The organism is Staphylococcus saprophyticus subsp. saprophyticus ATCC 15305 = NCTC 7292 (assembly GCF_000010125.1).
GTDB lineage: Bacteria > Bacillota > Bacilli > Staphylococcales > Staphylococcaceae > Staphylococcus > Staphylococcus saprophyticus.
In genome coordinates this window covers 1,260,431-1,284,432 of the sequence record NC_007350.1, presented here as the reverse complement: position 1 = coordinate 1,284,432, position 24,002 = coordinate 1,260,431, and the positions used below count along the sequence as shown (strand labels likewise).

General features: G+C 32.2%; 25 protein-coding genes and 1 pseudogene. 5 read left to right on the top strand and 21 right to left on the bottom strand.

Annotation, left to right across the window (positions count from 1 at the left end; translation table 11 throughout):
* Window positions 1–82: 82 nt before the first annotated feature.
* Complete coding sequence (gene prli42, locus SSP_RS12990; RefSeq protein ID WP_150873476.1) at window positions 83–181, top strand: stressosome-associated protein Prli42; 99 nt, start codon at window positions 83–85, stop codon at window positions 179–181.
* Window positions 182–408: 227 nt separating this feature from the next.
* On the opposite strand, the gene SSP_RS06325 is transcribed toward prli42, so the two are convergent.
* From SSP_RS06325 to ahrC, 9 genes are all read right to left on the bottom strand, one after another.
* A complete protein-coding gene (locus tag SSP_RS06325; RefSeq protein WP_011303047.1) occupies window positions 409–1,398 on the bottom strand; it encodes an aromatic acid exporter family protein in 990 nt (329 codons plus the stop codon).
* Window positions 1,399–1,409: 11 nt separating this feature from the next.
* Window positions 1,410–1,847, bottom strand: a complete 438-nt coding sequence (brxB, locus tag SSP_RS06320) for a bacilliredoxin BrxB (protein WP_011303046.1) — start codon at window positions 1,845–1,847, stop codon at window positions 1,410–1,412.
* A gap of 234 nt (window positions 1,848–2,081) precedes the next feature.
* A complete protein-coding gene (locus SSP_RS06315; protein WP_011303045.1) occupies window positions 2,082–3,365 on the bottom strand; it encodes a dihydrolipoamide acetyltransferase family protein in 1,284 nt (427 codons plus the stop codon).
* A gap of 12 nt (window positions 3,366–3,377) precedes the next feature.
* The gene (locus SSP_RS06310) at window positions 3,378–4,361 is read right to left on the bottom strand and encodes an alpha-ketoacid dehydrogenase subunit beta (protein ID WP_002483214.1); all 984 of its coding nucleotides are present in this window, start codon (window positions 4,359–4,361) and stop codon (window positions 3,378–3,380) included.
* Window positions 4,354–5,352 carry a thiamine pyrophosphate-dependent dehydrogenase E1 component subunit alpha gene (locus SSP_RS06305; protein WP_011303044.1) on the bottom strand — a complete coding sequence of 333 codons (999 nt, stop codon included), beginning with the start codon at window positions 5,350–5,352 and terminating at the stop codon, window positions 4,354–4,356. The genes SSP_RS06310 and SSP_RS06305 overlap by 8 nt, the downstream gene beginning before the upstream one ends.
* Before the next feature lie 16 nt (window positions 5,353–5,368).
* Window positions 5,369–6,790 carry a dihydrolipoyl dehydrogenase gene (gene lpdA, locus SSP_RS06300; RefSeq protein ID WP_011303043.1) on the bottom strand — a complete coding sequence of 474 codons (1,422 nt, stop codon included), beginning with the start codon at window positions 6,788–6,790 and terminating at the stop codon, window positions 5,369–5,371.
* Between the two features lie 1,040 nt (window positions 6,791–7,830).
* Entirely contained in the window at window positions 7,831–8,649 is an 819-nt protein-coding gene (locus SSP_RS06295; protein WP_011303042.1) for a phosphate acyltransferase, read from the bottom strand.
* A gap of 143 nt (window positions 8,650–8,792) precedes the next feature.
* Window positions 8,793–10,475, bottom strand: a complete 1,683-nt coding sequence (recN, locus tag SSP_RS06290; protein ID WP_011303041.1) for a DNA repair protein RecN — start codon at window positions 10,473–10,475, stop codon at window positions 8,793–8,795.
* A 21-nt stretch (window positions 10,476–10,496) separates the two neighbouring features.
* Window positions 10,497–10,949, bottom strand: coding sequence for a transcriptional regulator AhrC/ArgR (ahrC, locus tag SSP_RS06285; RefSeq protein ID WP_011303040.1), 453 nt, complete (start codon window positions 10,947–10,949; stop codon window positions 10,497–10,499).
* 225 nt (window positions 10,950–11,174) lie between these two features.
* Between ahrC and SSP_RS12780 the strand changes: the two are divergent.
* A pseudogene (locus tag SSP_RS12780) lies at window positions 11,175–11,405 on the top strand (IS110 family transposase); the annotation flags it as partial.
* A gap of 162 nt (window positions 11,406–11,567) precedes the next feature.
* Here the strand turns inward: SSP_RS12780 and SSP_RS06280 are convergent.
* The 9 genes from SSP_RS06280 to SSP_RS06240 form a co-directional block, all read right to left on the bottom strand.
* The gene (locus SSP_RS06280; RefSeq protein WP_011303039.1) at window positions 11,568–12,455 is read right to left on the bottom strand and encodes a polyprenyl synthetase family protein; all 888 of its coding nucleotides are present in this window, start codon (window positions 12,453–12,455) and stop codon (window positions 11,568–11,570) included.
* Complete coding sequence (locus tag SSP_RS06275; protein ID WP_011303038.1) at window positions 12,445–12,690, bottom strand: exodeoxyribonuclease VII small subunit; 246 nt, start codon at window positions 12,688–12,690, stop codon at window positions 12,445–12,447. The genes SSP_RS06280 and SSP_RS06275 overlap by 11 nt, the downstream gene beginning before the upstream one ends.
* Window positions 12,683–14,020, bottom strand: a complete 1,338-nt coding sequence (xseA, locus tag SSP_RS06270; RefSeq protein ID WP_011303037.1) for an exodeoxyribonuclease VII large subunit — start codon at window positions 14,018–14,020, stop codon at window positions 12,683–12,685. Before xseA ends, SSP_RS06275 begins: the two co-directional genes overlap by 8 nt.
* A 14-nt stretch (window positions 14,021–14,034) precedes the next feature.
* A complete protein-coding gene (nusB, locus tag SSP_RS06265) occupies window positions 14,035–14,421 on the bottom strand; it encodes a transcription antitermination factor NusB (protein WP_011303036.1) in 387 nt (128 codons plus the stop codon).
* 113 nt (window positions 14,422–14,534) lie between these two features.
* Entirely contained in the window at window positions 14,535–14,897 is a 363-nt protein-coding gene (locus SSP_RS06260; protein WP_002483204.1) for an Asp23/Gls24 family envelope stress response protein, read from the bottom strand.
* Window positions 14,898–14,909: 12 nt separating this feature from the next.
* A complete protein-coding gene (accC, locus tag SSP_RS06255) occupies window positions 14,910–16,268 on the bottom strand; it encodes an acetyl-CoA carboxylase biotin carboxylase subunit (protein ID WP_002483203.1) in 1,359 nt (452 codons plus the stop codon).
* Window positions 16,268–16,747 carry an acetyl-CoA carboxylase biotin carboxyl carrier protein gene (accB, locus tag SSP_RS06250; RefSeq protein WP_011303035.1) on the bottom strand — a complete coding sequence of 160 codons (480 nt, stop codon included), beginning with the start codon at window positions 16,745–16,747 and terminating at the stop codon, window positions 16,268–16,270. Before accB ends, accC begins: the two co-directional genes overlap by 1 nt.
* 277 nt (window positions 16,748–17,024) lie before the next feature.
* The gene (gene efp, locus SSP_RS06245) at window positions 17,025–17,582 is read right to left on the bottom strand and encodes an elongation factor P (protein WP_002483201.1); all 558 of its coding nucleotides are present in this window, start codon (window positions 17,580–17,582) and stop codon (window positions 17,025–17,027) included.
* Window positions 17,583–17,610: 28 nt separating this feature from the next.
* Window positions 17,611–18,669, bottom strand: a complete 1,059-nt coding sequence (locus SSP_RS06240; protein WP_011303034.1) for a M24 family metallopeptidase — start codon at window positions 18,667–18,669, stop codon at window positions 17,611–17,613.
* A 103-nt stretch (window positions 18,670–18,772) separates the two neighbouring features.
* On the opposite strand from SSP_RS06240, the gene SSP_RS06235 reads away from it, so the two are divergent.
* Window positions 18,773–19,360: a hypothetical protein gene (locus SSP_RS06235; RefSeq protein WP_011303033.1), complete on the top strand. Its 588-nt coding sequence runs from the start codon at window positions 18,773–18,775 to the stop codon at window positions 19,358–19,360.
* A 21-nt stretch (window positions 19,361–19,381) separates the two neighbouring features.
* The gene (locus SSP_RS06230; protein WP_011303032.1) at window positions 19,382–19,603 is read left to right on the top strand and encodes an SA1362 family protein; all 222 of its coding nucleotides are present in this window, start codon (window positions 19,382–19,384) and stop codon (window positions 19,601–19,603) included.
* Window positions 19,604–19,662: 59 nt separating this feature from the next.
* Here SSP_RS06230 and SSP_RS06225 read toward each other — a convergent pair whose 3' ends face one another.
* Window positions 19,663–20,493 carry a lipoate--protein ligase family protein gene (locus tag SSP_RS06225; RefSeq protein WP_011303031.1) on the bottom strand — a complete coding sequence of 277 codons (831 nt, stop codon included), beginning with the start codon at window positions 20,491–20,493 and terminating at the stop codon, window positions 19,663–19,665.
* A 173-nt stretch (window positions 20,494–20,666) separates the two neighbouring features.
* Between SSP_RS06225 and SSP_RS06220 the strand changes: the two genes are divergently transcribed.
* Complete coding sequence (locus SSP_RS06220) at window positions 20,667–21,053, top strand: rhodanese-like domain-containing protein (protein WP_011303030.1); 387 nt, start codon at window positions 20,667–20,669, stop codon at window positions 21,051–21,053.
* Window positions 21,054–21,175: 122 nt separating this feature from the next.
* Here the strand turns inward: SSP_RS06220 and gcvPB are convergent, their stop codons facing one another.
* Together gcvPB and gcvPA are read right to left on the bottom strand one after the other, a co-directional pair.
* Entirely contained in the window at window positions 21,176–22,654 is a 1,479-nt protein-coding gene (gene gcvPB / locus SSP_RS06215) for an aminomethyl-transferring glycine dehydrogenase subunit GcvPB (protein ID WP_011303029.1), read from the bottom strand.
* Window positions 22,641–23,993, bottom strand: coding sequence for an aminomethyl-transferring glycine dehydrogenase subunit GcvPA (gcvPA, locus tag SSP_RS06210; protein WP_011303028.1), 1,353 nt, complete (start codon window positions 23,991–23,993; stop codon window positions 22,641–22,643). Before gcvPA ends, gcvPB begins: the two co-directional genes overlap by 14 nt.
* Between the last annotated feature and the right edge of the window lie 9 nt (window positions 23,994–24,002).

Genomic DNA, 24,002 nt, shown 5'->3' with positions numbered 1-24,002 from the left:
TAATATGTATATAAATATATATTGATGCGTATTTAATTATGTGCATGATATTGATGAAATTAGATAAGTTGGAGGAATAATTTTGAATAATAATAAAGTATTAAGAGTTATTATCGTAGTTATGTTAATAGCTGTCGTTCTTGCATTAATCTTGACGAGCGTCGTGCCATTAGTAAATTAATCGTTAATGTATTAATAAATGTGTGTAAGTAATATAATTTAATAATCGCATTTAAAATGACTGAAACATGAGTATGATCTTTACTCAAATCTCATTTGAATTATATGAGCGTAGTAATTTGCTATTAGAAAAGCATATTAAAAATATCATCAATTTAGTTACTTATACCTCAAATCAATGAAACAGGCCGAGACAAATTGTTGTCCCGGTCTGTTTCATTGATTTGTTTAAATGGTAACTTTTTGATCGCTATGTAACCTTAATGAACCGAATTGTGATTTAACAGCCAAATAGGCTTCTAATTCATTTAATAATTGTAATAAACTTGCTCTCGTTCTAAATGATTCGTGTGTTGTGGGTAACTCTGCCTCATTCAGTTCTAATCTTATTTCATATAAAGAATGTAAACGTAATGCAGTATAGTCATTGCTATTTACATTCGTAGCTACTTCGGCAAATAAATTAGAAATCTTAGTTAACATACAGTCCTTTGTTTCAATATTTTCTATAATTAAAGCCATACGATGCAATAATTCTAATTGTTCTTCTCTCATATCAAAATAATGATAATAAGAGTTTTCGTTTCTAACAAAATGGTTTTTAACATCTCTAAACGCAATAGATTTTGCTTTACGAATCGTGAATTTTAATTGTTTGAAAGAAATATCAATCGATATATTAGTTTTTTGACATGTTTCGCTAAATGTTTCAAAAATTGCTGTGAACTGTTGTTCAATTTGTTGTTTATAATGCTTTAAATTGCTATCTAAACTAGGCATAATACTATTCATTAAAAAAGCTATTCCTAATCCGACAACGAGCAATAAAATTTCATTTATAAATAAATGTAAATCGATTGTTTGAGCATTGAACACATGTAATAAAATAACACAACTTGTTACCACGCCTTCTTGAACTTTAAATACCACAGTTAGTGGTATAAAAAACAATACGATGATGCCTAATACGATTGCATGTTGCCCTAAAAGGCTGAAAGCAATAGAGCCAAATATTAAAATCATAAAGCAAGATACAAAGCGTGATACAATGGCTTGTAGTGAATGTACTTTCGTATGCTTAATGCATAAAACAACTAAAATAGCGCTTGAAGCAAAATTATCAAGGCCAATTAATTTGGCAATAATGATACCAAGCGCCATTCCAACAGCAGTTTTAATTGTTCTAAATCCAATTCTATAGGGATTTAAACTAATCATTTTTTACGCCTCTATTTTTCGACACAATAATTATCGAATAAATTTTGTAATTGTGTGATGACGTTCATTACGTCATGACCTTCTATTTGATGTCTTTCTATCATTTCAGTTACTTTACCATCTTTAATCAATGCGAATGAAGGACTTGATGGTGCATAACCTTCAAAGTAATCTCTAGCACGTTGAGTTGCTTCCTTATCTTGACCCGCAAATACTGTTACTAAACGATCAGGTAATTTATCATAATGTAAAGCATGTGTTGCTGCTGGTCTAGCAATACCGCCTGCGCAACCACATACAGAATTGACCATTACTAAAGAAGTGCCTTCTTGTTTTAATACACTATCCACTTCATCTGCACTAGTTAATTGTTCATAACCAGCTTCTTCAATTTCATTTCTAGCTTGATTAACAACGTCTGTCATATATAAATCAAAATTTAAGTCCATAATCAACTTCACCCTTCATTTCTAGATTAATACTTTTATTCTACTAATATATATAGAATACTTCAACAGGTGTGCGTTATATTGTATCATTTCCTAATATTTAAATAATCATTTTAAATCAAATCTGTTCATTTAATTAATGATATAAAAAAAGCACAATCACATGATATATAACATTAAGTTTGATATCACATGATTATACTCTTATCTAACATTGGTCAATTATTTTATATATTAATAAATGCTCGTATGTTCTATTGAATATTGTTCAATACGTGTTTTAACGAAATTCATAAATCTACCAGCTTGTAAGCCATCTAAGATACGGTGATCAATTGAAATACATAAATTGACCATATTACGAATAGCTATCATATCATCAATAACAACTGGTTTTTTAATAACTGATTCAATTTGTAGTATCGCCGCTTGAGGGTGATTGATGATACCCATTGATGAAACTGAACCAAATGTTCCAGTATTATTTACAGTGAATGTTCCACCTTGCATATCTTCTGAGCGTAATTTTTTATTTCTAGCTTTTTGTGCTAACTCATTTATTTCTCTAGCAATACCTTTAATTGATTTTTCATCAGCATTTTTAATCACTGGCACATATAATTTATCTTCATCTGCCACAGCAATCGAGATATTCACATCTTTATGCATAACGATTTCTGAATCTTGCCAACTACTATTAAGTAATGGATATGCTTTTAATCCTTCAGCCACAGCTTTAACGAAGAATGCGAAAAATGTTAAGTTGTAACCTTCACTTTCTTTAAAACTTTGCTTATGATAATTTCGCGTTTTTACTAAGTTAGTGGCATCTGCTTCTACCATCATCCATGCATGTGGTATTTCATTTACACTATTGACCATATTTTGCGCGATTTGTTTACGAACGCCATTTACAGGTATAGATGAACCAGGTGATGGTTCATTATATACTGCTTGTTTAGAAACTTTAGGCGAATCTTTAGGTGAAATGATATTAGAAGACGTTTTACTTGTACCTTCTTTGATTGCTTTTTCAATATCTTTTTTAGTTACACGACCTTCGAAACCAGTACCAACAACTTGCGATAAATCGATATCATTTTCAGAAGCTAATTTAAATACAACTGGAGAATAACGACCATTATTTTTAGCTTCACTACTTTGAGCATTAGCAGATTGATTTGTTAATTCACTATCCTGATGATCTTTTTCAATATCTTCATTTGATGTATTATCTTGTGTTTCTGATTCTGTCTCATTTTCAGTGGCAGTTTCAAGTGTTTGGTCGTCTGCATCTAATATGCAAATGACTTCGTCAACAGCAACAGTAGTACCTTCATTTACGATTATTTCACGAATTGTGCCGGCGTATGATGAAGGTACTTCTGCAGTTACTTTATCAGTAATAACTTCGCATAGTGGATCATATTCTTCAACTTTATCGCCTACTGAAACTAACCACTGTTCTATTGTGCCTTCATGCACACTTTCACCGAGTTTAGGCATTTTTATTTCCATTATAGTGCCTCCTTAGAATTCTGCGAGTTCACGCATTTTAATTTTTATCTTATCTGGATTAATCATAAACTCATCTTCAAGTGGTGGTGCGAATGGCATAGAAGGAACATCAGGTCCAGCAAGTCTCATAATTGGTGCGTCTAAATCGAATAAACAATTTTCTGCAATAATGGCAGCAACTTCAGAAATGACACTACCTTCAAGATTATCTTCAGTAACTAACAACACTTTACCAGTTAATTTGGCTCTTTCAATAATCGTTTCTTTATCTAATGGATACACTGTACGTAAATCAACTACTTCAACATTGATATCATCTTCAGCAAGCATATCAGCTGCTTGAATACAATAATTCACACAAAGTCCATAAGTGAATACTGTAATATCATCACCTTCACGTTTAACATCAGCTTTACCAATTGGCACCGTATAATAAGATTCAGGGACTTCCTCTTTTAATAACCGATAAGCTTTTTTGTGTTCGAAATATAACACTGGGTCATTAGACTCTATTGATGACAGTAAAAGCCCTTTTGCATCGTAAGGTGTAGAAGGAATTACGATTGTTAGACCAGGTGTGTTAGCAAAAATAGATTCGACACTTTGTGAATGATAAAGCGCACCGTGTATGCCACCACCAAATGGAGAGCGAATCGTAATCGGACAATGCCAATCATTATTTGAACGGTATCTCATTTTTGCAGCTTCACTCATAATTTGATTTGTGGCTGGTAAAATATATTCAGCGAATTGAATCTCTGCAACTGGTCGTTTACCTAACATCGCCGCGCCAATACTAGTACCAACAATATTAGATTCTGCAAGTGGTGTATCTAAAACACGTGCTTCACCATATTTTTGTTGTAAACCTAAAGTAACACCAAATACACCGCCTTTTTTACCAACATCTTCACCTAAGACGAATACGTCATCATCCTTAGCCATGGCTTGATCTAATCCTTGTTGAATTGCTTCTAAATAGCTTAATTTAGGCATTGATTGAGCTCCCTTCTTCGTAAACGTGAGTGTAAGTTTCTTCTGGAGATGGATAAGGTGCTTTTTCAGCCTCTTTTGTTGCTTGGTTTACGATTTCTTTATGTTCCGTTTCGATTTTTTCTAACCATGCTTCATCGATAATACCTTCTTCAAGCAGAAATGTTTTAAATTTGAGGTTACAGTCTAAAGATTTTAAACCATCTCGTTCTTCTTGAGTACGATACTTGTCATCATCATCTGATGAGTGCGCAGTCATTCTAGTACACATAGCTTCAATAAGTGTTGAACCTTCACCATTCAATGCACGTTCACGCGCTTCTTTCATCACTTTGTACATTGCAATGGGATCATTACCGTCAACATGTTCCCCGTGCATACCATAACCAATGGCACGGTCAGATAATTTTTCAGCACCATATTGCAAAGAATCAGGAACAGATATGGCATATTTATTATTTTCTATTACACAAATAAAAGGAAGATTGTGGACACCAGCAAAGTTAAGGCCTTCATGAAAATCACCTTGGTTCGAACTACCTTCACCAACCGTTGCCATTGCAATATTTGGTTTTTTATCCATTTTTAAAGCTAACGCTGCACCTACAGCATGTACAATTTGTGTCCCAACAGGTGAACTCTGTGATAATATACCTTTTTCTCTTTTCCCAAAATGAGAAGGCATTTGTTTACCACCAGAGTTTATATCATCACGTTTACCAAATGCAGCCAACATTGAGTCTAATGCTGTCATACCCATATAAGTTACAAATGCTAAGTCTCTGTAATAAGGTGAAGATATATCACCTTCACGCATAGCATATGCCATCCCAATTTGAGTAGCTTCTTGTCCTTGACAACTAATGACAAATGGAATCTTCCCTGCGCGATTTAATAACCACATGCGCTCATCTATTTTACGACCTAAGTCCATCCATTTATACATCGTTTGTAAGTCGGACGCTTCAAGTCCAACCGATTTATAATCAAACATCTTATTTCCTCCTTAATTAAACGTGAATCGATCTGTTTTCAACTTTTAAGCCTAGTTCCATTAACACTTCTGAAAGTGATGGATGGGCATGTGTTGTTAATCCAAGTTCTAAAGTTGATCCATTCATAAATTGCAACAATGACACTTCGTTAATTAATTCTGTTACGTGAGGCCCAATCATATTTAAGCCAAGTACAGTATCATTATCTTGATCGATTACGATTTCACAAAAGCCATTTTGATTTGTAACATTTTCAATAACTGCCTTACCAATCGCTTTAAACGGCACTTTAAAAGCTTTTGCATTTAAGTTATTCGCTTTTGCTTGTTCTAGATTTTGTCCCATACTCGCTACTTCAGGTTGTGTGTACACACATTTTGGCATCTTATTATAATCCAATGGTAAAGGTGATTTATCAAACATATGTTCAATTGCTGTAGTACCTTCTTTAGAACCTACATGAGCAAGTTGTAACTTTCCAATGCAATCACCTGCTGCATATATATGTTTGTCCTCTGTTTGTTGGAATTCATTGACGATAATATGATTGCTATTAGACAATTTTATTTTTGTGTTATTTAAGCCAATATCTTCGGTATTTGGTTTGCGACCAATTGCCACTAAAGCTTTTTCAAAATGAGTGACTTCTTCATTTAATTTAATATCAATACTTGTTGCTTCAATTGTAATTTGCGATTCAGTAAGTTGTGTATTTTCATAAAACGAAACACCGCGTTGTGTTAATTCTTTCTTTAATGTATTGGCAATTGATTTACTTTCAGTAGGTAAAATACGTTCTCCTGCTTCGATGACTGTTATGTCTACTCCCAAATCAGTCATTAAAGACGCAAATTCTAAACCTATAACACCCCCGCCAATAATGGCTAGTGATTTAGGTAACGCTTCTAATTTTAAGATGTCATCACTAGATAAGACAATTTTATGATCAAACGGCAAAAATGGTAAGTCCATTGGTTGTGATCCAGTAGCGATAAGTACATTGTTATTAGGTATTAATTCTGATTCACCATTTTCAAATTCTACAGATACTGTACCACTTTGAGGTGAAAATATAGAAGGGCCTAATATACGGCCAACGCCATTAAACACATCAATTTTATTATGTTCCATCAAATGTGTTACACCATTAAACATCTGATTGACGATATCATTTTTTCTTGATTGCATCTGAGAAAAGTTAACTCTAAAGTTATCCACATCCACACCATAATCAGTAGCATTGGATATTGTCCTCATAACTTCTGCGGATTTTAATAATGCTTTTGTCGGTATGCATCCTTTATGTAAACAAGTTCCACCTAAAAGCGATTGCTCTACAAGTGCCACTTTTTTTCCTAGCTGTGATGCTCTAATTGCAGATACATAACCTGCAGTGCCTCCACCTAGTATCACTAAATCATATTTTTCTTCTGACATTTTTTTGCTCCTAACTATAAACCTCAGCAATTTCAGCTATTGTTAATACTATTCATGTACCTATTGCCATAGTTGCCTTTGCGCTGTAACCTGGATAAATAGGTTCTATTGTAATCCAAGAAACTAAGATTTTAAATTTTTCTAAACCCTGTTCTTTAAATTTTAATGCTTCATGTAAACCATTCGACTCATTTCAGCTTAATACGCCTATGTAACTCCATGTAATGATTTTCACCTTTTGACTCACTCATATATCGAAAATATATTAATTATATGGCTTAGATACTTATTCAGTTGATTAGTAGTATTCAATCAATTGTTTAGAACACACTAATGAAACCACCTTTTTACTTAAAAAGTGATTCATTTCTTTAAGTGTAAAATTGTAATTGTATCATCTGGTTTTTGAACATTCCCGCTACATACATTTAAAAGTCATGTACTAGATAATTAATCATCGTTATCGAATATATTTTCAATTTTTTATGAACCAACTGTAATACAATTTCAAAAAAGTATGTCAATAATAGTGATATCAAGATTAAATCTTTAAATAAACATTACCTTTTAATCAAGCAAACACTTTTGAAATTAATACGTGAAAATGTCGGCATTCTTTTCCCTAAGATGTCTTCCTATCGTTATAATCATTAATGCCTCAATTACTATAAGCGCATCGGTAAAAAACATCATTAATGAACATCTAAAACCATAAACAATAATACCACTCAGTTTCGCTACATGTACACCATATTTAAAAATTTTAGGCGAATGATCAACTTGCGTTAAATAGAATGTCAGGACGTCCCATATCATAAACACAACTGTAATTTAATTTTTAATGTTATACGGAATACCTTGGTTCATTTAAAGTGAAAATATTGATTAATGCTACATGAATTCAAGTTTTAAGTTTTCAAAACTACGGTAATATTAACCAATTTATGATATCCATTTATATTTTACATCAATTAAAGGCATTATAAAATTAATAACCTATCCCGAAAAATATAATATGACACTTCAATAGAAAAATTACGTTAGTTTAACACTTTTAGCGCTAAAAGTAAGGAGTCTAATTTATTTTGCTTTGTATCTGAACGAGATGTTAATACGATTGGAAATTTTGCCCCTAATATTAAACTTGCAACGCGTGCTTCTCCGAAATAAGTAAATGATTTATACAATGCATTACCAACATCAATATGTGAAACGAGTAATGCGTCGGCGTCCCCTGCAACCGACGATTTAATATTTTTCTTAATCACGTTTTGCATACTAATTGCATTTTCAAATACAAAAGGACCATCAACGAATAAAAATTCCGATTGTTTCCGACTGAAAATTTGCTTTAATTTCACAGCATCCAAAGAAGATTGTATTTTTTTAATTGGTTTTTCTACAGACGAAAGCAAGGCAATTTTAAATTTTTCATAACCTAGTGACATTGCAAATTTTGATAAATTATTAATTATTTGTTTCTTCTCTTCAATTGTAGGACTAATATTAAAAGCTGAATCGCTCAGCATAAGCGTTTTGTGATAATTAGGGATGTGAAAACATGCTACGTGATTTAAAAAACCATGATAATCAACAAAATTTTTATTGCCTAATACAAATGTTAATAAAGTTGAAGACACAATATTTCCCTTCATTAATAAAGACGCTTTACCAGTAGCTAAATCATGTGCACACTGTTGAAATAATTTGTTCTCATCCTCAAATGTTAGGATATGAATTCTATTTAATCTTTGTACTTCGACGTCAAATGATCGGATAATTTCGGTAGGGTCTTGCGTATCATAGAGATAAACATCAATATCTGTTAGCAATAATGCATCTATAACTACAGATAACATTTTTTCATCGTTGGCAAATAAAATGGCAACATCACCTTTAACACTTTTTTAGGCTCAATTAAATGTTGATATTGCATGAAAATCAACACCTTTCTTATTTTATAAAATTAATTTTTATAATAAATTAAGAAATTACATTTTGCTTATTCACGTAAACGTTGGTTTTGCTCAATCATTTCTTTCGCATTTTGACGTGTGAGTTCTGTAACGCTTGCGCCAGATATCATCCTTGCTATTTCCGTTACACGTTCATCGCCAGATAATTGTTGTACATGTGTAGTTGTACGGTCATCTGTAGTGTCTTTGCTTATAAATAGATGGTGGTCACTCATCGTTGCTACTTGTGGTAAATGTGAAATACATATAACTTGAATATAAGTAGCTAAGTCTTTCATTTTTTCTGCCATTTTTTGTGCAGCTTTACCAGAAACGCCAGAATCAACCTCATCAAATAATATTGCTGTTTGACCTCTTGCTTTGACAAAAATGGTTTTAAGCGCCAACATAATTCTAGATAATTCGCCTCCAGATGCGATTTTGTTTAAACTTTTAAGTGGCTCACCTTTATTAGGACTAATTAAAAATTCAACAAATTCAATACCTTCACGGTTTGGAACATCTAGTGGTTTGAATGAAATTTCTAGGTTAGCATCTTTCATTTGTAAGTTTTGAATTTCTTCTACAATATGATTTCTTAATGTTTGTGCAACACTACGTCGCTCTTTAGATAATTGTTCACCTAATTTAATTACTTTATCGTATAAAGTATCAATTTCTTGTCTTAATTGAGAGGTACTTTCTTCATAATTCTCAATTTTATCAATTTCATTAGCCAGTTTACTTTGGTAAGTAATAAGTTCACTAATATCCTTGCCATATTTTCTTTTCAAATCATTGAGTACATTCATTCTAGACTCTAGTTCATTTAAATATTGTTCATCAAACTCTGTATTCGTTAATTCATCATATAACTGATGTTTAGCGTCTTCTAAGGTGTAATAAAATTGATCCACCTCTTCTTTCAATGAATCATATTTTTCAGGTAAAATATGACTAATTGATTGTAATTGATTACTTAATTCATATAATCGATCTGTTATTGCATGTTCATCAGTTAATGTGAGGTGTGCATTATTTAATGCTAAGTTTAGGTTTTCAGAATTTTGTATACGTTTAATATCAGTTTCGAGTTGCTTAACTTCACCTTCAACCAAATTTGCTTCTTGTAATTCTTCATGTTGAAATTTCAACAAATCTAAACGTTGTAATAAAGCCTGGTCCGCAGACTCTAAATCTTCTAGTTCTTTCTTTTTGGCTTTGTACTGGTCAAAAGTAGCCACATACGAATTTAGTAATTTCTTATATTTGTCTTCAGCATAATTATCAAGAAGTTGCAGATGATATTTTTGTTTTAATAGTGTCTGTGTTTCGTGCTGACCGTGAATATCTAGTAATTCTTGCATAATCTTACGTAAATCTTGTAGAGTTACGATTTGATTATTAACTCTGCACATACTCTTGCCAGTACTGAAAATTTCTCTTTTTACTAGAAGAAAATCTTCGTCGATATCAATATCTAGAGCTTCTAATATAGAAATTGCTTCTTTGCTCTCATCAATATCAAAAATACCTTCAATAATAGCTTTTTTTTCACCATGTCGTACATAGTTAGATGAAGCACGCATGCCAATTAATTGACCAATTGCATCAATTATAATTGATTTACCAGCACCTGTTTCACCACTTAGGACAGTTAATCCATCACCAAAATGAACTTCGAGTTCATCAATAATTGCAAATTGTTTTATAGATAGCGTTTGGAGCATCCTTTTAACACTTCCTTATACTTATAATAAATTAAAGATGCGTGTTTTAATCTTCTCGCTTGCAGCATCATCTCGACATATAATTAAACAAGTATCGTCACCACAAATTGTACCTAATACATCTTCCCAATCGATTTGGTCTAATATTGCACCAATAGATTGCGCATTACCTGGTAGTGTTTTTAATACTAATAAATTACCGGTTCCATCAATATTTACAAATGAGTCAATTAAATAACGACCCAATTTTTCTAAAGGATGATATTTTCTATCATTTGGTAAACTATAAACATATTGCCCCGCTGGCGTGGGAACTTTTATAAGTTGTAGTTCTTTAATGTCTCTAGAAACGGTCGCTTGGGTAACATTTAATTCATATTCATTTAATCGCTTTACTAATTCATCTTGTGTTTCAATTTTTTCATTTGAAATTATTTCTCTTATTTTTATATGTCTTACCGATTTTTTAGCCATATATAGCACCTCTATAAACGAATATTTATACATTGATTTTACCACAAGCCATAGCATTCGACTACTAAAGACGGTTTGTAATTTTACTTACTTAAATGGATATTCCGTTGTAATTATAGTCTTGACAATACTTTTTCAGTGATTCTAAATATGAAGCATTTCAATCATGACTTATATCATATTATGCGTATGCTGAATATTTATTGAATAGTACAAAACTAAATAAAACAAGGAAATAAAAAAACGGAGACCGTTATTTTTCGTTGTGATGAATATAATTCGGAGTCAGCGACATTACGATAATCACATTATTGATTATTACTATAAATTAAAAAGCAGCCTCATGAGAAAACTCATAAGACTGCCATGGTAGCTTGTATGAATCGCTTGTTAAAAACAATTCATTATTTAGTTACCAATAATAAGCAATATGACTATCAAATGTCCCCACATTAAAATAATCATAATTACAAATATAGATTAACACCTTATTTAAAAATATTAAATCATAAGGTTTATTTAGTATACTTAATTTACTATATAACCAGTTGACTAATCGTAGGAAAGAGTCTGAAACATCCATTTTTGTCCCAGACTCTTAAATAAATACATTTGATTTTATGATTCACGATTATTAAAAAGTTCTATAATATAAACTAAATTGTCAGTATTATATTGTTTTGGTAATTGATTTAAACATTTGTAAGCTTTGTCTGTATGATGTTTCAATTTGTCTTCAGCCCCTTGTTGGCCTAAAAGTGAAACATAGGTACTTTTATCATTTTCAATATCACTACCGACAGCTTTACCAAGTTTTGCTTCATCACCATAAATATCTAATAAATCATCTTTGATTTGGAACATTAATCCCAAATGTTCACTATATGATTCTAAAGCATTGGAAACTTCATTTTCTGGTTCAGCAATATCGACTGCTGCCATGACTGCAAATTTTAATAGTGCACCTGTTTTTGCATTATGAATTTTCTCTAAAGTGTCTAGATCAATATTTGTTTCTGCACCTTCGCTTTGCATATCAAGCGTTTGACCACCTACCATACCCAGATGGCCACTAGCAAAGGATAAACGTTTGATTAATTTAACTTTAGCAACATCATTAAGTGAATCATCGTTTACAATCATATCAAATGCTTTAGTTAGTAATGCATCACCTGCTAGTATTGCTTTCCACTCTCCAAATACTTTATGGTTTGTTAATTTACCTCTACGATAATCATCATTATCCATTGGTGGTAAATCATCATGTATTAATGAATATGTGTGTATCATTTCTAGTGCAAGTGCTGATGAAAATCCTTTTTTATACTGATCTGTTAACATTTCTAAAGTTAACAGTAATAATACAGGTCTTATGCGTTTACCACCTGCTTCTAGTGAATAACGCATACTTTCTTCTAGATTAGTATTTAGTTTTGAATTTGGAATTGTTTCAGATAACAATTGATTAACTTCTTCAGTTAAATGTTCCATTTTTTTATTCATCATCACTATCTACCTTCTCAGTATCGTCATTATTGTCAGTATTTTCATCAGACATCAATTCATTTACTCTTTTCTCAGCATCTTTTAATGTTTCATCACAAGTAGCCGATAATTTCATACCACGTTGATATAGGTTTAAAGATTCTTCTAAAGAAACATTTTCATTGTCTAATTTTTGAACGATTGTTTCTAGTTCTTTCATCATTTCTTCAAAACTTTGTGTATTACTATTACTCATCATTACACCTTACTTTCTTTACTTGTGCATCAACAACGCCATCTTTCATTGTTAACACAATATTATCATTTTCAGCCAAGTCTTTCGTACTGGTAATAACTTTATCATCCTTATTTACGATTGTATAACCACGCAACATAGTATTAGTAGGACTTAAATTATTAAGATTTTCTAGTTTTCTAGCAAGATTGTTTTTTTGATTATCAAGTAAATTATGCATGACTTTACTTAATTCAACACGTTTTTGATTATTTGTTAATTGGTCTCTTTTAATACGTTGTTTAAACGTTTTTAAATTGAAATTGTTAAAGAGTAACTGTAATTGTTGTTGCTGATTTTTAATTTTCAAATTCAAAGACAACTTAAGTTGTTTCTCAAGATCATCACGTTTTTGTATTTGTTGATCATAAAGTAGTGAAGGCGTTTGGAATTTATAATAAGATGCAACATGTTCCAAATGTTTTCGTTTTTGCTGCATATATTGTTTGATAAATCGAGTCAATGATAAATTAGCTTGCTGTAAATATTGACGTAATTCATATTGGTCCGGCGTAGCCATTACTGCTGCTTGAGTTGGTGTTGCTGCTCTTACATCTGCCACAAAATCACTTAATGTAAAATCAGTTTCATGTCCTACTGCGGAAATAATCGGTGTTTGACAATTATAGATGGCTTTAACGACATCTTCTTCATTGAAATTCCATAAATCCTCGATAGAGCCTCCGCCACGACCGATAATAATTGTATCAACATTCAAAGCATCAGCTTGATTAATTTTTTCAATAATGTCGCTTTTAGCTTGTTCTCCTTGAACAAGTGTATTGATCTGAACTTGTTCTGCTAACGGATACCTACTATTAATAGTCGTATGAATATCTCGTATTGCAGCGCCAGTTCCGGCTGTTAGCACAGCTATTTTTTGGGGGAATTTAGGTATCACTTTCTTATGATTTTGATCAAAAAAGCCTTCTTTAGTTAATTTCTTTTTTAACTGCTCTAATTTTTGATAAAGATTACCTATTCCATCCATATGCATTTTATTAACATATATTTGATAATTACCACGACGTTCATAGACAGAAACACGTGCTTCTAATAGCACTTCGTCCCCTTCTTTAGGTTCAAAATCAATTTTTGATGCATTTCCTTTAAACATCATTGCACTGATGACACTGTTTTTATCTTTTACATTAAAATACAGATGTCCACTACTATGCTTTTTAAAATTAGATAATTCGCCTTTAATCAATACGGATTGTAAATGAGGATCTTGATCAAATTTATATTTAATATATTTAGTTAACGAAGTTACACTTAAATATTCTGACATGTTATATCACTCTTCTATTCAATATTGCTCAATACACCGTTTATAAATTTGTAATGATCATCATCACTGAATTGTTTTGCTAATTCAACAGCTTCATTGATAATTACTTTTTGTGGTGTTGAACTATGTAACATTTCAAATGTAGACATTCTTAAGATAATTCGATCAGATTTTAACAATCGTGCTAAAGTCCAGTCCTTTAAATGAGGTTGGATTTTTTCATCTAGCACAACTTCGTGATCTTTAACGCCAGTTACTAACCAACTGATGAATTCGAATTCTAAATCTGGATTATCATCTTTAATAAAACTGATTGCTTCTTCAATTGTTAAATCGCTATTTTTCATTTCAAGTTGAAATAGAGTTTGAAAGGCTTGCGTTCTGGATTCTTTTCGACTCATTATAAACTCCTTCAAGCATAGTATTATAGTAAACCATTAACGAAAAGAGATGCTTAAAATAGAAGCAATCGCTTTTCGCAAAATGAATTTAAAGTAAATTTGCTTTTATAATTTTAATTTATTGGTTCTATATGTGTAATATGAATATTGATTTGACTAGGTTCAATTGTTGTCATCGTCGTTAACGAATTATAAATAGCTTGTTGAATTTTTTTAGCAGTTTCCGATATATTGATACCATACGCTAATGAACAATATACATCGATATAGATGCCTTCATCATTTGTATCTACTTTAACACCGCGACTAAGCTGTTTTTTGCTAATGTTTTCAATGCTGCCTTTTTTTAATTCTTTAAAATGCCCTTGTATACCTTTTACTTCTGAAGTGGCAATACTAGCTATGACTGTTAATACCTCGGGTGCTATTTCTATTTTACCTAATTGGGAATGTGAGGTTTCTGAAACTTTGACCATGTCAATTACCTCCTATTTAGATTGATCATCCATAATATTATGTGTTTCTAAAAACTTCGTATTAAATACGCCGCTTCTAAAAATATCATTATTTAGTAAACGAATATGGAATGGGATTGTTGTATCAATGCCAAGAACAAGATACTCACCTAGTGCGCGTAAACCTGTCATAATTGCTTCTTCTCGTGTTGGTTCATGAACAATGAGTTTCGCTACCATAGAATCATAATAAGGTGGAATCGTATAATTAGTATAACAAGCTGATTCAATTCTCACACCAAAACCGCCTGGAGCTAAATATTGAGTGATTTGACCTGGAGAAGGCATGAAATTTTTATATGGATTTTCAGCATTGATTCTGAATTCCATTGCATGTCCCTCGATTTTAATATCTTTTTGTTTGAAAGGAAGTTTTTCACCCATTGCAACCTTCAATTGTAGTTTAACTAAGTCTACACCCGTAACCATCTCTGTAACTGGATGTTCAACTTGAATTCGCGTGTTCATTTCCATAAAATAAAAGTCATTCGTATCTAAGTCATAAATGAATTCTATCGTCCCAGCATTTTCATAATTTACGGCTTTTGCTGCTCTGACTGCTGCATTTCCCATTTCTTGGCGTTTTTCTTCGGTAAGTATCGGTGAAGGAGCTTCCTCAACTAATTTTTGCATTCTTCGTTGAATTGTACAGTCACGCTCACCTAAATGTACAACATTACCAAAGCTATCACCCATAATTTGTATTTCAATATGACGGAAATTTTCAATGAATTTTTCTAGATATAAGCCATTATTGCCAAATGCAGTTTCTGCTTCTTGTTGTGTCATTTTAAAACCAGTTTCAAGTTCTTTTTCGTCACGTGCCACTCTAATCCCTTTACCACCGCCACCAGCAGTTGCTTTAATGATTACTGGATAGCCAATTTCAGTAGCGATTTTTTTAGCTTCATTGATATCTTGAACTAACCCCTCGCTACCAGGAACTACAGGTACTTCTGCACGTTTCATTTCTTCTTTAGCTACATCTTTAATCCCCATTTTTTGAATTGATTCATAGCTAGGTCCAATAAATTTTAACTGGCATGCTTCACATAATTCTGCGAAATCTCCATTTTCTGCTAAAAACCCGTACCCTGGATGAACACCGTCGCATCCAGTAGAAGTTGCTATTGATAAAATGTTTGGGATGTTTAAGTAAGAATCTTTAGATTGAGTTGGGCCAACGCAATATGCTTCATCAGCAATTTGAGTATGTAGTGCGTCTTTATCTCCTTCAGAGTATATTGCCACTGTTTGCAATCCAAGTTCATGACATGCACGAATGATTCTTACTGCAATTTCTCCTCTATTTGCTATTAAAATTTTATTCATTATTTCACCTTAAATAACGGTTGGCCATACTCTACCATTTGACCGTCTTCTACTAAAATTTCTGCAATTTCCCCAGTTACTTCGGCTTGAATTTCATTAAATAATTTCATCGCTTCTAATATACAGACAGTTGATTCGTTTGTAACAGAATCACCAACTTGTACGTAAGCACTTTCTTCTGGTGATGGCGATTTATAAAATGTACCTACCATTGGCGCATTAATAGTTTGTAGGTTATCGTCAGTTGTACTTGCATCGCTAGTAGTTTCTTCTGTACTACCTGTAGCTACTGGATTTGATGCTACACCTTGTTGCGGCGCTAATTGTTGCATCGGTTGTTGTGAAATTTGTGGTGTAATGATTTCAGTTTCTTTTTCTTTTTTTAAATTAACAACATTGCCCTTGTCTTCTATATTAATTTCAGTCAAATTTGATTGATCAAGAATTTCAATTAATTCTTTAATTTCTTTAAAATTCATAAATACTGACTCCTTCAGATTGTTTTCATTTACCTAGTTTATTTTACTTTAGAGATATGCTCAATTCAAGCATATACATACTTTCTATATTAAACTGATTCACTTTTGTAGTGTTCCATATAACTATACCTTATTTCAAAAGTAAACTATTAGTGCAATTTTAAATAATATTATTTGATTCTATCTATTTTAACATAATAAAAACCTTTCCAAAGTATAGCGCATTGGAAAGGTTTTTTTAAATGTAATTTCGATAAGTAAATACAAAATTAAACTATTATGCTCTTGAGATGTAACTACCGTCACCAGTATTAATCACAAGTACATCGCCTTCATTTACAAATAAAGGTACATTTAACGTATACCCTGTTTCTACTGTTGCTGATTTAGTTGCACCATTTGCAGTATCACCTTTGATACCAGGTTCTGTTTCAGTTACAGTAAGTTCAACTGTTTTAGGTAATTCAACACCTAATGTTTCATTTTCATAAGACTGAATTTGAACTTCCATGTTAGCTTTTAAGAAGTTAAGTTCATATTCTAAATAGTCAGCTGGTAATTCTGTTTGTTCAAACGTTTGATTATCCATGAAAACATGTGTATCACCATCTGCATATAAATACTGCATACGACGGTTTTCAATTAAAGCAGTTTCTACTTTCTCTCCGCCTCTAAATGTTTTCTCCTGGATTGCACCCGTTCTTAGATTACGTAACTTAGAACGTACAAAAGCAGAACCTTTGCCTGGTTTTACGTGTTGGAAATCTAATACTTTCCAAATACCATTATCTACTGATATTGTTAAGCCTGTTTTAAAATCATTAACCGAAATCATTCAGTTTCCTCCTCGATTATAAGGTCTTCTATAAAATAATAAGGTTTTTAGAGCATTTAGTAAAGCGTTCACAGCCATTTTCTTTAATTAAAATGTCATCTTCTATACGAACGCCACCTAGACCATCTATATAAATGCCAGGTTCAATTGTAACACAATTATTGACGTCTAATTCAGTTTCAGATTTTCTAGAAAGATTGGGACCTTCGTGAACATCTAACCCTATACCGTGACCTAACGAATGTCCAAAGGCATCTCCATACCCTTTTTCCGTAATGTAATCTCTTGCTACTGCATCTAGAGCTTTACCTGTAATGCCTTTTTTAGCTGCTTCTATTCCTTTTAAGTTCGCTTCTAAAACAATATTGTAGATTTCTTTAAGTTGTGGGTCTGGCTCACCGATTGCAAATGTTCGTGTAATGTCTGAACTATAGCCCTTGTAATAAGCACCAAAATCTAAGGTGATCATTTCACCATGATTAATTACTTTATCGCTAGCTACACCATGTGGTAAAGCTCCTCTTACGCCTGAAGCGACTATGGTATCAAACGATGTCCCTTCTGCGCCTAATTCTAACATTTTACTTTCTAACTTTGCTTTTAGTTGCTGTTCCGTCATACCAGCTTTTGCAACAGTTAATATATACTCAAATGTTTCATCAACAATGTCTGAAGCTTTTTGTATTAGCTGAATTTCTGCTTCATTTTTTACTTCACGAATTTTTTCAATTACACCACTAATACTAATTAAACTAATGTAGGCTTTACTCAATTGTAAGTAAGTATCATAACTAACTAGATTACCTTCAAATCCGACATTTTGCACACTTAAGTTTTCAAGTTGTTGCTTTATTTCATCAATTAAGGAACCTTGTTGTTTGATGATTTTAAAATCTGGTGCTTGCGCAGTGGCTTGCTCTATGTATCTAAAGTCAGTAATTAATAAATTTTGTTCTTTCGTTATTATTAATGCACCACTTGTACCTGTGAAACCGGATAAATATCTTCTGTTAAAATCTGATAATATGACTGCTGCTTCTAAATGTTTTGTTTCTAAGGCAGAATTTAATTTTTCAATTCTAGTCATCTTTCTTCCTCCTATTTAATAAATTTGTACATTTTCCATTTATACATTAAAATGATAGCATAATTATTATATAAATTTATAGTTTTTGAATTAGGAGCGTATTATGAAGAAAAAAATTGTAGCTATTTTAGGTGCTTCATGTTTGTTAGTTGGTTGTGGTAGTCAAAATTTAGGGCCACTAGAAGTAAAGACCACGCAACTTCGCGATGAAAATCATAAGTTGAAAAGTAACATTCAGGATTTAAAACAACAAATTAGTAAAGAAAAAAGTAACATCACAGCTTTGGAAAAAGATAAAAAAAACATAGCTACAGCTAAAAATAACAATAAGAAAGTTACAAACTTAAAAGCATCTTCTACATATTATCAAGACATTGCTAAATCTATTAAACAGTACGATGTAATTGAAAGTGATGTCACGAAAAATAAAGGTGATAAAAAAATTCAAGAAAAACTTACCGATATCACTAATAAAATTGATACAGCCTTTACTACGTACAAAAACGATATAAATAAAGAAAAAATGAGTAGTGATGACAAGGAAAAAAATAAAGACATTACTAAACTCAATAAAAAATTAAGTGATGCAATGAGTGATATTAGAGAAGGTTACAATGGCAAAGATAAGAAAAAAATTCAAAAGGGACAAAATGCTTTATCAACTATAAGTATCAATAATAGTCAAAGTTAGAATCACATAGGAGTGTTTTAAGTGAAACAAGCGATATTTTATATTGTCATCGCTGTGGCAGTAGTTGGATTAATTCTTAATTTAGATGCATTTATTTTTAGTTTTGTAAGAATGGCAATTAGCTTAGCGGTATTTGCTGGAATTATTTACGCAATTTATTATTTCTTCTTTTTGACAGAAGATCAACGTAAATATAAGCGTGCGCAACGTAAATATAAAAGACAAAATAGAAAGAAAAAATAAGTGCTATTTTAAAAGCGCAACGACATTGAATGTCGTTGCGCTTTTTAATACTTTTTCATTTATTTTCTATAATTCCATTCATCCGATTTATACTTTTCAATTAAGGTATTTATTTCTTCTTTTTGGTTTTGATTAAGCTCTAGTGGTTTGAAATTGATGTCTAAGCCTTTTTTAAATCCAATTTCAAAAGCTTCTTCCATTTCTTCTAGTGTAATATATCGATCTGAAATATCATTAATGGCGACTGCTTTGTCTACAAAGGCTTGTTTCATTTTATCTTTTAAACGCTCATTTTTGAATATAAACATGTCAAATAGATCGTCAATGTCCACATCTTGCAATAACGAACCGTGTTGTAAAATAACGCCTTTTTGTCTAACTTGGGCGCTACCTGCTATTTTTCTACCTTCTACTACTAATTCATACCAGCTCGGAGCATCGAAACATACAGCACTTCTTGGTTGTTTGAGTTTAGCTCTTTCTTCTTTCGAGCGAGGAATGGCAAATGAAGCATCAAAACCTAAATGCTTAAACCCTTCTAACAATCCCTCAGAAATTACTCTATAAGCCTCTGTAACCGTCGAGGGCATGTCTGGATGTGATTCTGGAACAATGACACTATAAGTTAATTCTTTGTCATGTAGCACACCTCTACCGCCTGTTTGACGTCTGACAAGTCCATATCCTTTTTCTTCAACTTTATCGATATCAATTTCTTTTGTAAGCCTTTGAAAGTAACCAATAGATAATGTTGCAGGATCCCAAGTATAAAATCTAATGACAGGATCTATTTCCCCTCTGGAAACAAAATTCAGTAAGGCTTCATCCATCGCCATATTAAAATAAGGATCTTTACTCCCAGTATTGATAAAATTCCATGTTTCTGTCACATTCAAAACTCCAATCGCTAAATTAAATTGTGATAACATATATTTTGTGTTATCGTTTTCAATAATTGTATAAGTTTGTCAGTCTTTCTTATTAATCAAAAGCAAAAATATTTTGATAAATTGGGCTAACAGTCTTATAATATATAATATCGGTTAATTAGGGAGGATGCAAGATGAGTAATTTTTGGTTTATAGCGTTAGCAGTTTTAATAATTATTATCGCTTACATGCTAATCAATTATCTTCTTAATAAAAGAGCAGTCACAGAATTAAACCAAAATGAATTCCATAATGGTTTGCGTAAAGCTCAAGTTATTGATGTAAGAGAAAAAGTAGATTATGATTACGGCCACATCAATGGTGCGCGTAACATACCAATTACTATGTTTAAACAAAGATATCAAGGTTTGAGAACAGATCAACCTATTTATCTGTGCGATGCTAATGGCATTGCCAGTTATCGTGCCGCTAGAACTTTAAAGAAAAATGGGTATAAAGATGTTTATATGCTTAAAGGCGGATACAAAAAATGGACTGGTAAAATCAAATCTAAAAAGTAGTTTAAATATTTCACTTAATAATAAGCGAGTCACTATATTTCATGTATAGTTACTCGTTTTTTATTAAAATAGACAAAAATAAATCCGGATAATTAATTATCCGGATTTATTTAATATAATACTTATTCTTTTTCAGAACGAAGATTTTCAAATTTTAAAACAGGTTGTCTAGCTGCTTTAGTTTCATCTAATCTATCTATGATTGTTGTATGTGGTGCTTCTAAGACTTTATCTGGATCTTCTTTTGCTTCATTTGCAATTTCAATCATTTTATCACAGAAATAGTCAAGGGTTTCTTTAGATTCTGTTTCAGTTGGTTCAATCATCATACCTTCCTCAACATTAAGTGGGAAGTAAATTGTTGGTGGATGAACACCGAAATCAAGTAATCGTTTAGCCATATCTAACGTTCTGACACCGTGTTCTTTTTGTTTTGAACCACTTAATACAAATTCATGTTTACAATATTGTGGATAAGGGATTTCGAAATGATCCTTCAATCGAGCTTTAATATAATTTGCATTTAATACAGCTGCCTCAGAAACTTCTTCAAGTCCTTTATTCCCCATCGTACGAATATAAGTATAAGCTCTTAGATAGATACCAAAATTACCGTAAAAAGGTTTTACACGTCCTATAGAATTTTCGATATCATTATCATATTTATATACATCGTCTTCTTTGACTACCATTGGTTTTGGTAAGAAACTAGCTAATTCTTTTTTCACACCGACTGGTCCAGAACCTGGTCCACCGCCACCATGAGGTCCAGTAAATGTTTTGTGCAAGTTAAGATGTACCGCATCAAACCCCATGTCTCCTGGCCTTACTTTGTCCATAATGGCATTTAAATTCGCACCATCATAATATAATAATCCGCCAGCTTCATGAACAATATTTCTTATATCCATAATATTTTTTTCAAATATACCTAATGTATTAGGATTTGTAAGCATAATTGCTGCAGTGTTTTCATTTACAACTCTTTTTAAGTCGTCAATATCAACTTCACCGCGTTCGTTCGATTTAACTGTAACCGCTTTGAAACCAGCAAATGCTGCAGAAGCTGGGTTAGTACCATGTGCGGAGTCAGGTACAATAACTTCATCACGATGTCCTTCACCATTTTTTTGATGGAATGCCTTGAATATCATCAATGCAGTCCATTCACCATGTGCACCGGCAGCTGGTTGCAACGTTACTTCATCCATACCGGTTATTTCTTTAAGTTCTTCCTGTAAACTATGAATTATTTCTAAAGAACCTTGAACTTGTGATTCATCTTGCAGTGGATGTGACTCGGCGAATCCTGGTATTCTTGCTATTTTTTCATTGATTTTTGGATTGTATTTCATTGTACATGAACCTAAAGGATAAAATCCTGAATCAACACCAAAGTTTTTATTAGAAAGCTCAGTATAATGACGTACTAAATCTAATTCAGCGACTTCAGGTAGTTCTGCTTTATTTTTTCTTATAAATTTGTCGTCTAATAATTTTTCTACTGCACCGTTATCTATTTCTTTTTTGGGTAACGAATATGCATAACGACCTTTTTTAGAACGTTCAAATATTAATGGACTAGATTTACTTACTACCATTTAATTCACCTGCTTTCTTAACAAATGTATCTATCTCATCTTTAGTTCTTAATTCTGTCACTGCTACTAACATTTGATTTTCATAATCCTTTGAGACTTCACTTAAATCAAAACCGCCAATAATATCTTGTTGTAGTAATGCATCATTAATATCTTTTACAGGTTTATTAAACTTCACGACAAATTCATTAAATGATGTGCCATTTGAAACTTCTAAACCAGCTTCTTTAAATTGTGCTTTTGCATAATTAGCATTTTCAAAGTTTTGTACTGAAATGTCATAAATACCTTGTTTACCTAATGCGGACATGCAAATTGAAGAAGCTAATGCATTTAATGCTTGGTTTGAACAAATGTTTGAAGTGGCTTTATCTCGACGAATATGTTGTTCACGTGCCTGTAGCGTTAAAACGAAACCACGATTTCCATCTCCATCTTCAGTCTGTCCAACCAAACGTCCCGGTATTTTTCTCATTAATTTTTTCGTTGTTGCAAAGAAACCACAATGCGGACCACCAAATTGCGCTGGTATACCAAATGGTTGTGTGTCTCCTACAACAATATCCGCTCCAAAACTACCTGGCGGTGTCAATAAACCTAAAGCAAGTGGATTGGCATAAACAATAAACAGTGCCTTTTTGTCTTCAATAAATGAATGTATTTTTTCTAAATCCTCAATAGATCCATAAAAGTTTGGATACTGCACAGCAACTGCCGCTGTATCATCGTCAATTGCATTTTCTAATTTTTCTAAATCTGTAATTGTACCATCAAGGTCTACTTCTACAACTTCAAATTCTTCTCGAGTTTTAACGTAAGTTTTTAATACTTGCAAAGCTTGATAATGTAGTCCTTTTGAAACAACTATTTTATTTTTACGCGTTTGATTAAATGCTAAAATACATGCTTCTGCGAAACTTGTAATACCATCATACATAGATGAGTTTGCAATATCCATATCTGTTAATTCGCAAATTAATGTTTGGAATTCAAAGATAGCTTGTAATTCACCTTGCGAAATTTCTGGTTGGTATGGAGTATAAGCAGTATAAAATTCAGAACGAGAAATCATTGCATCTACAACTGCTGGTGCGTAATGATCATAAACACCTGCGCCTAAAAATGAACTATGCGTTTCTTTAGTTACATTTTTGCTTGCAATTCTGCTTAAGCGTTTTGTCAATGTCGTTTCAGCTTCACCATCTGGTATGGCCAACTCTCTATTTAATAAAATATCTTTTGGAACATCTCCAAATAATTCACTTATAGAGCTTGCTCCGATTGTATCCAACATTTCTTTTTTATCTTGTTCAGTTAATGGAATATAACGATGACTCACAGTAACACC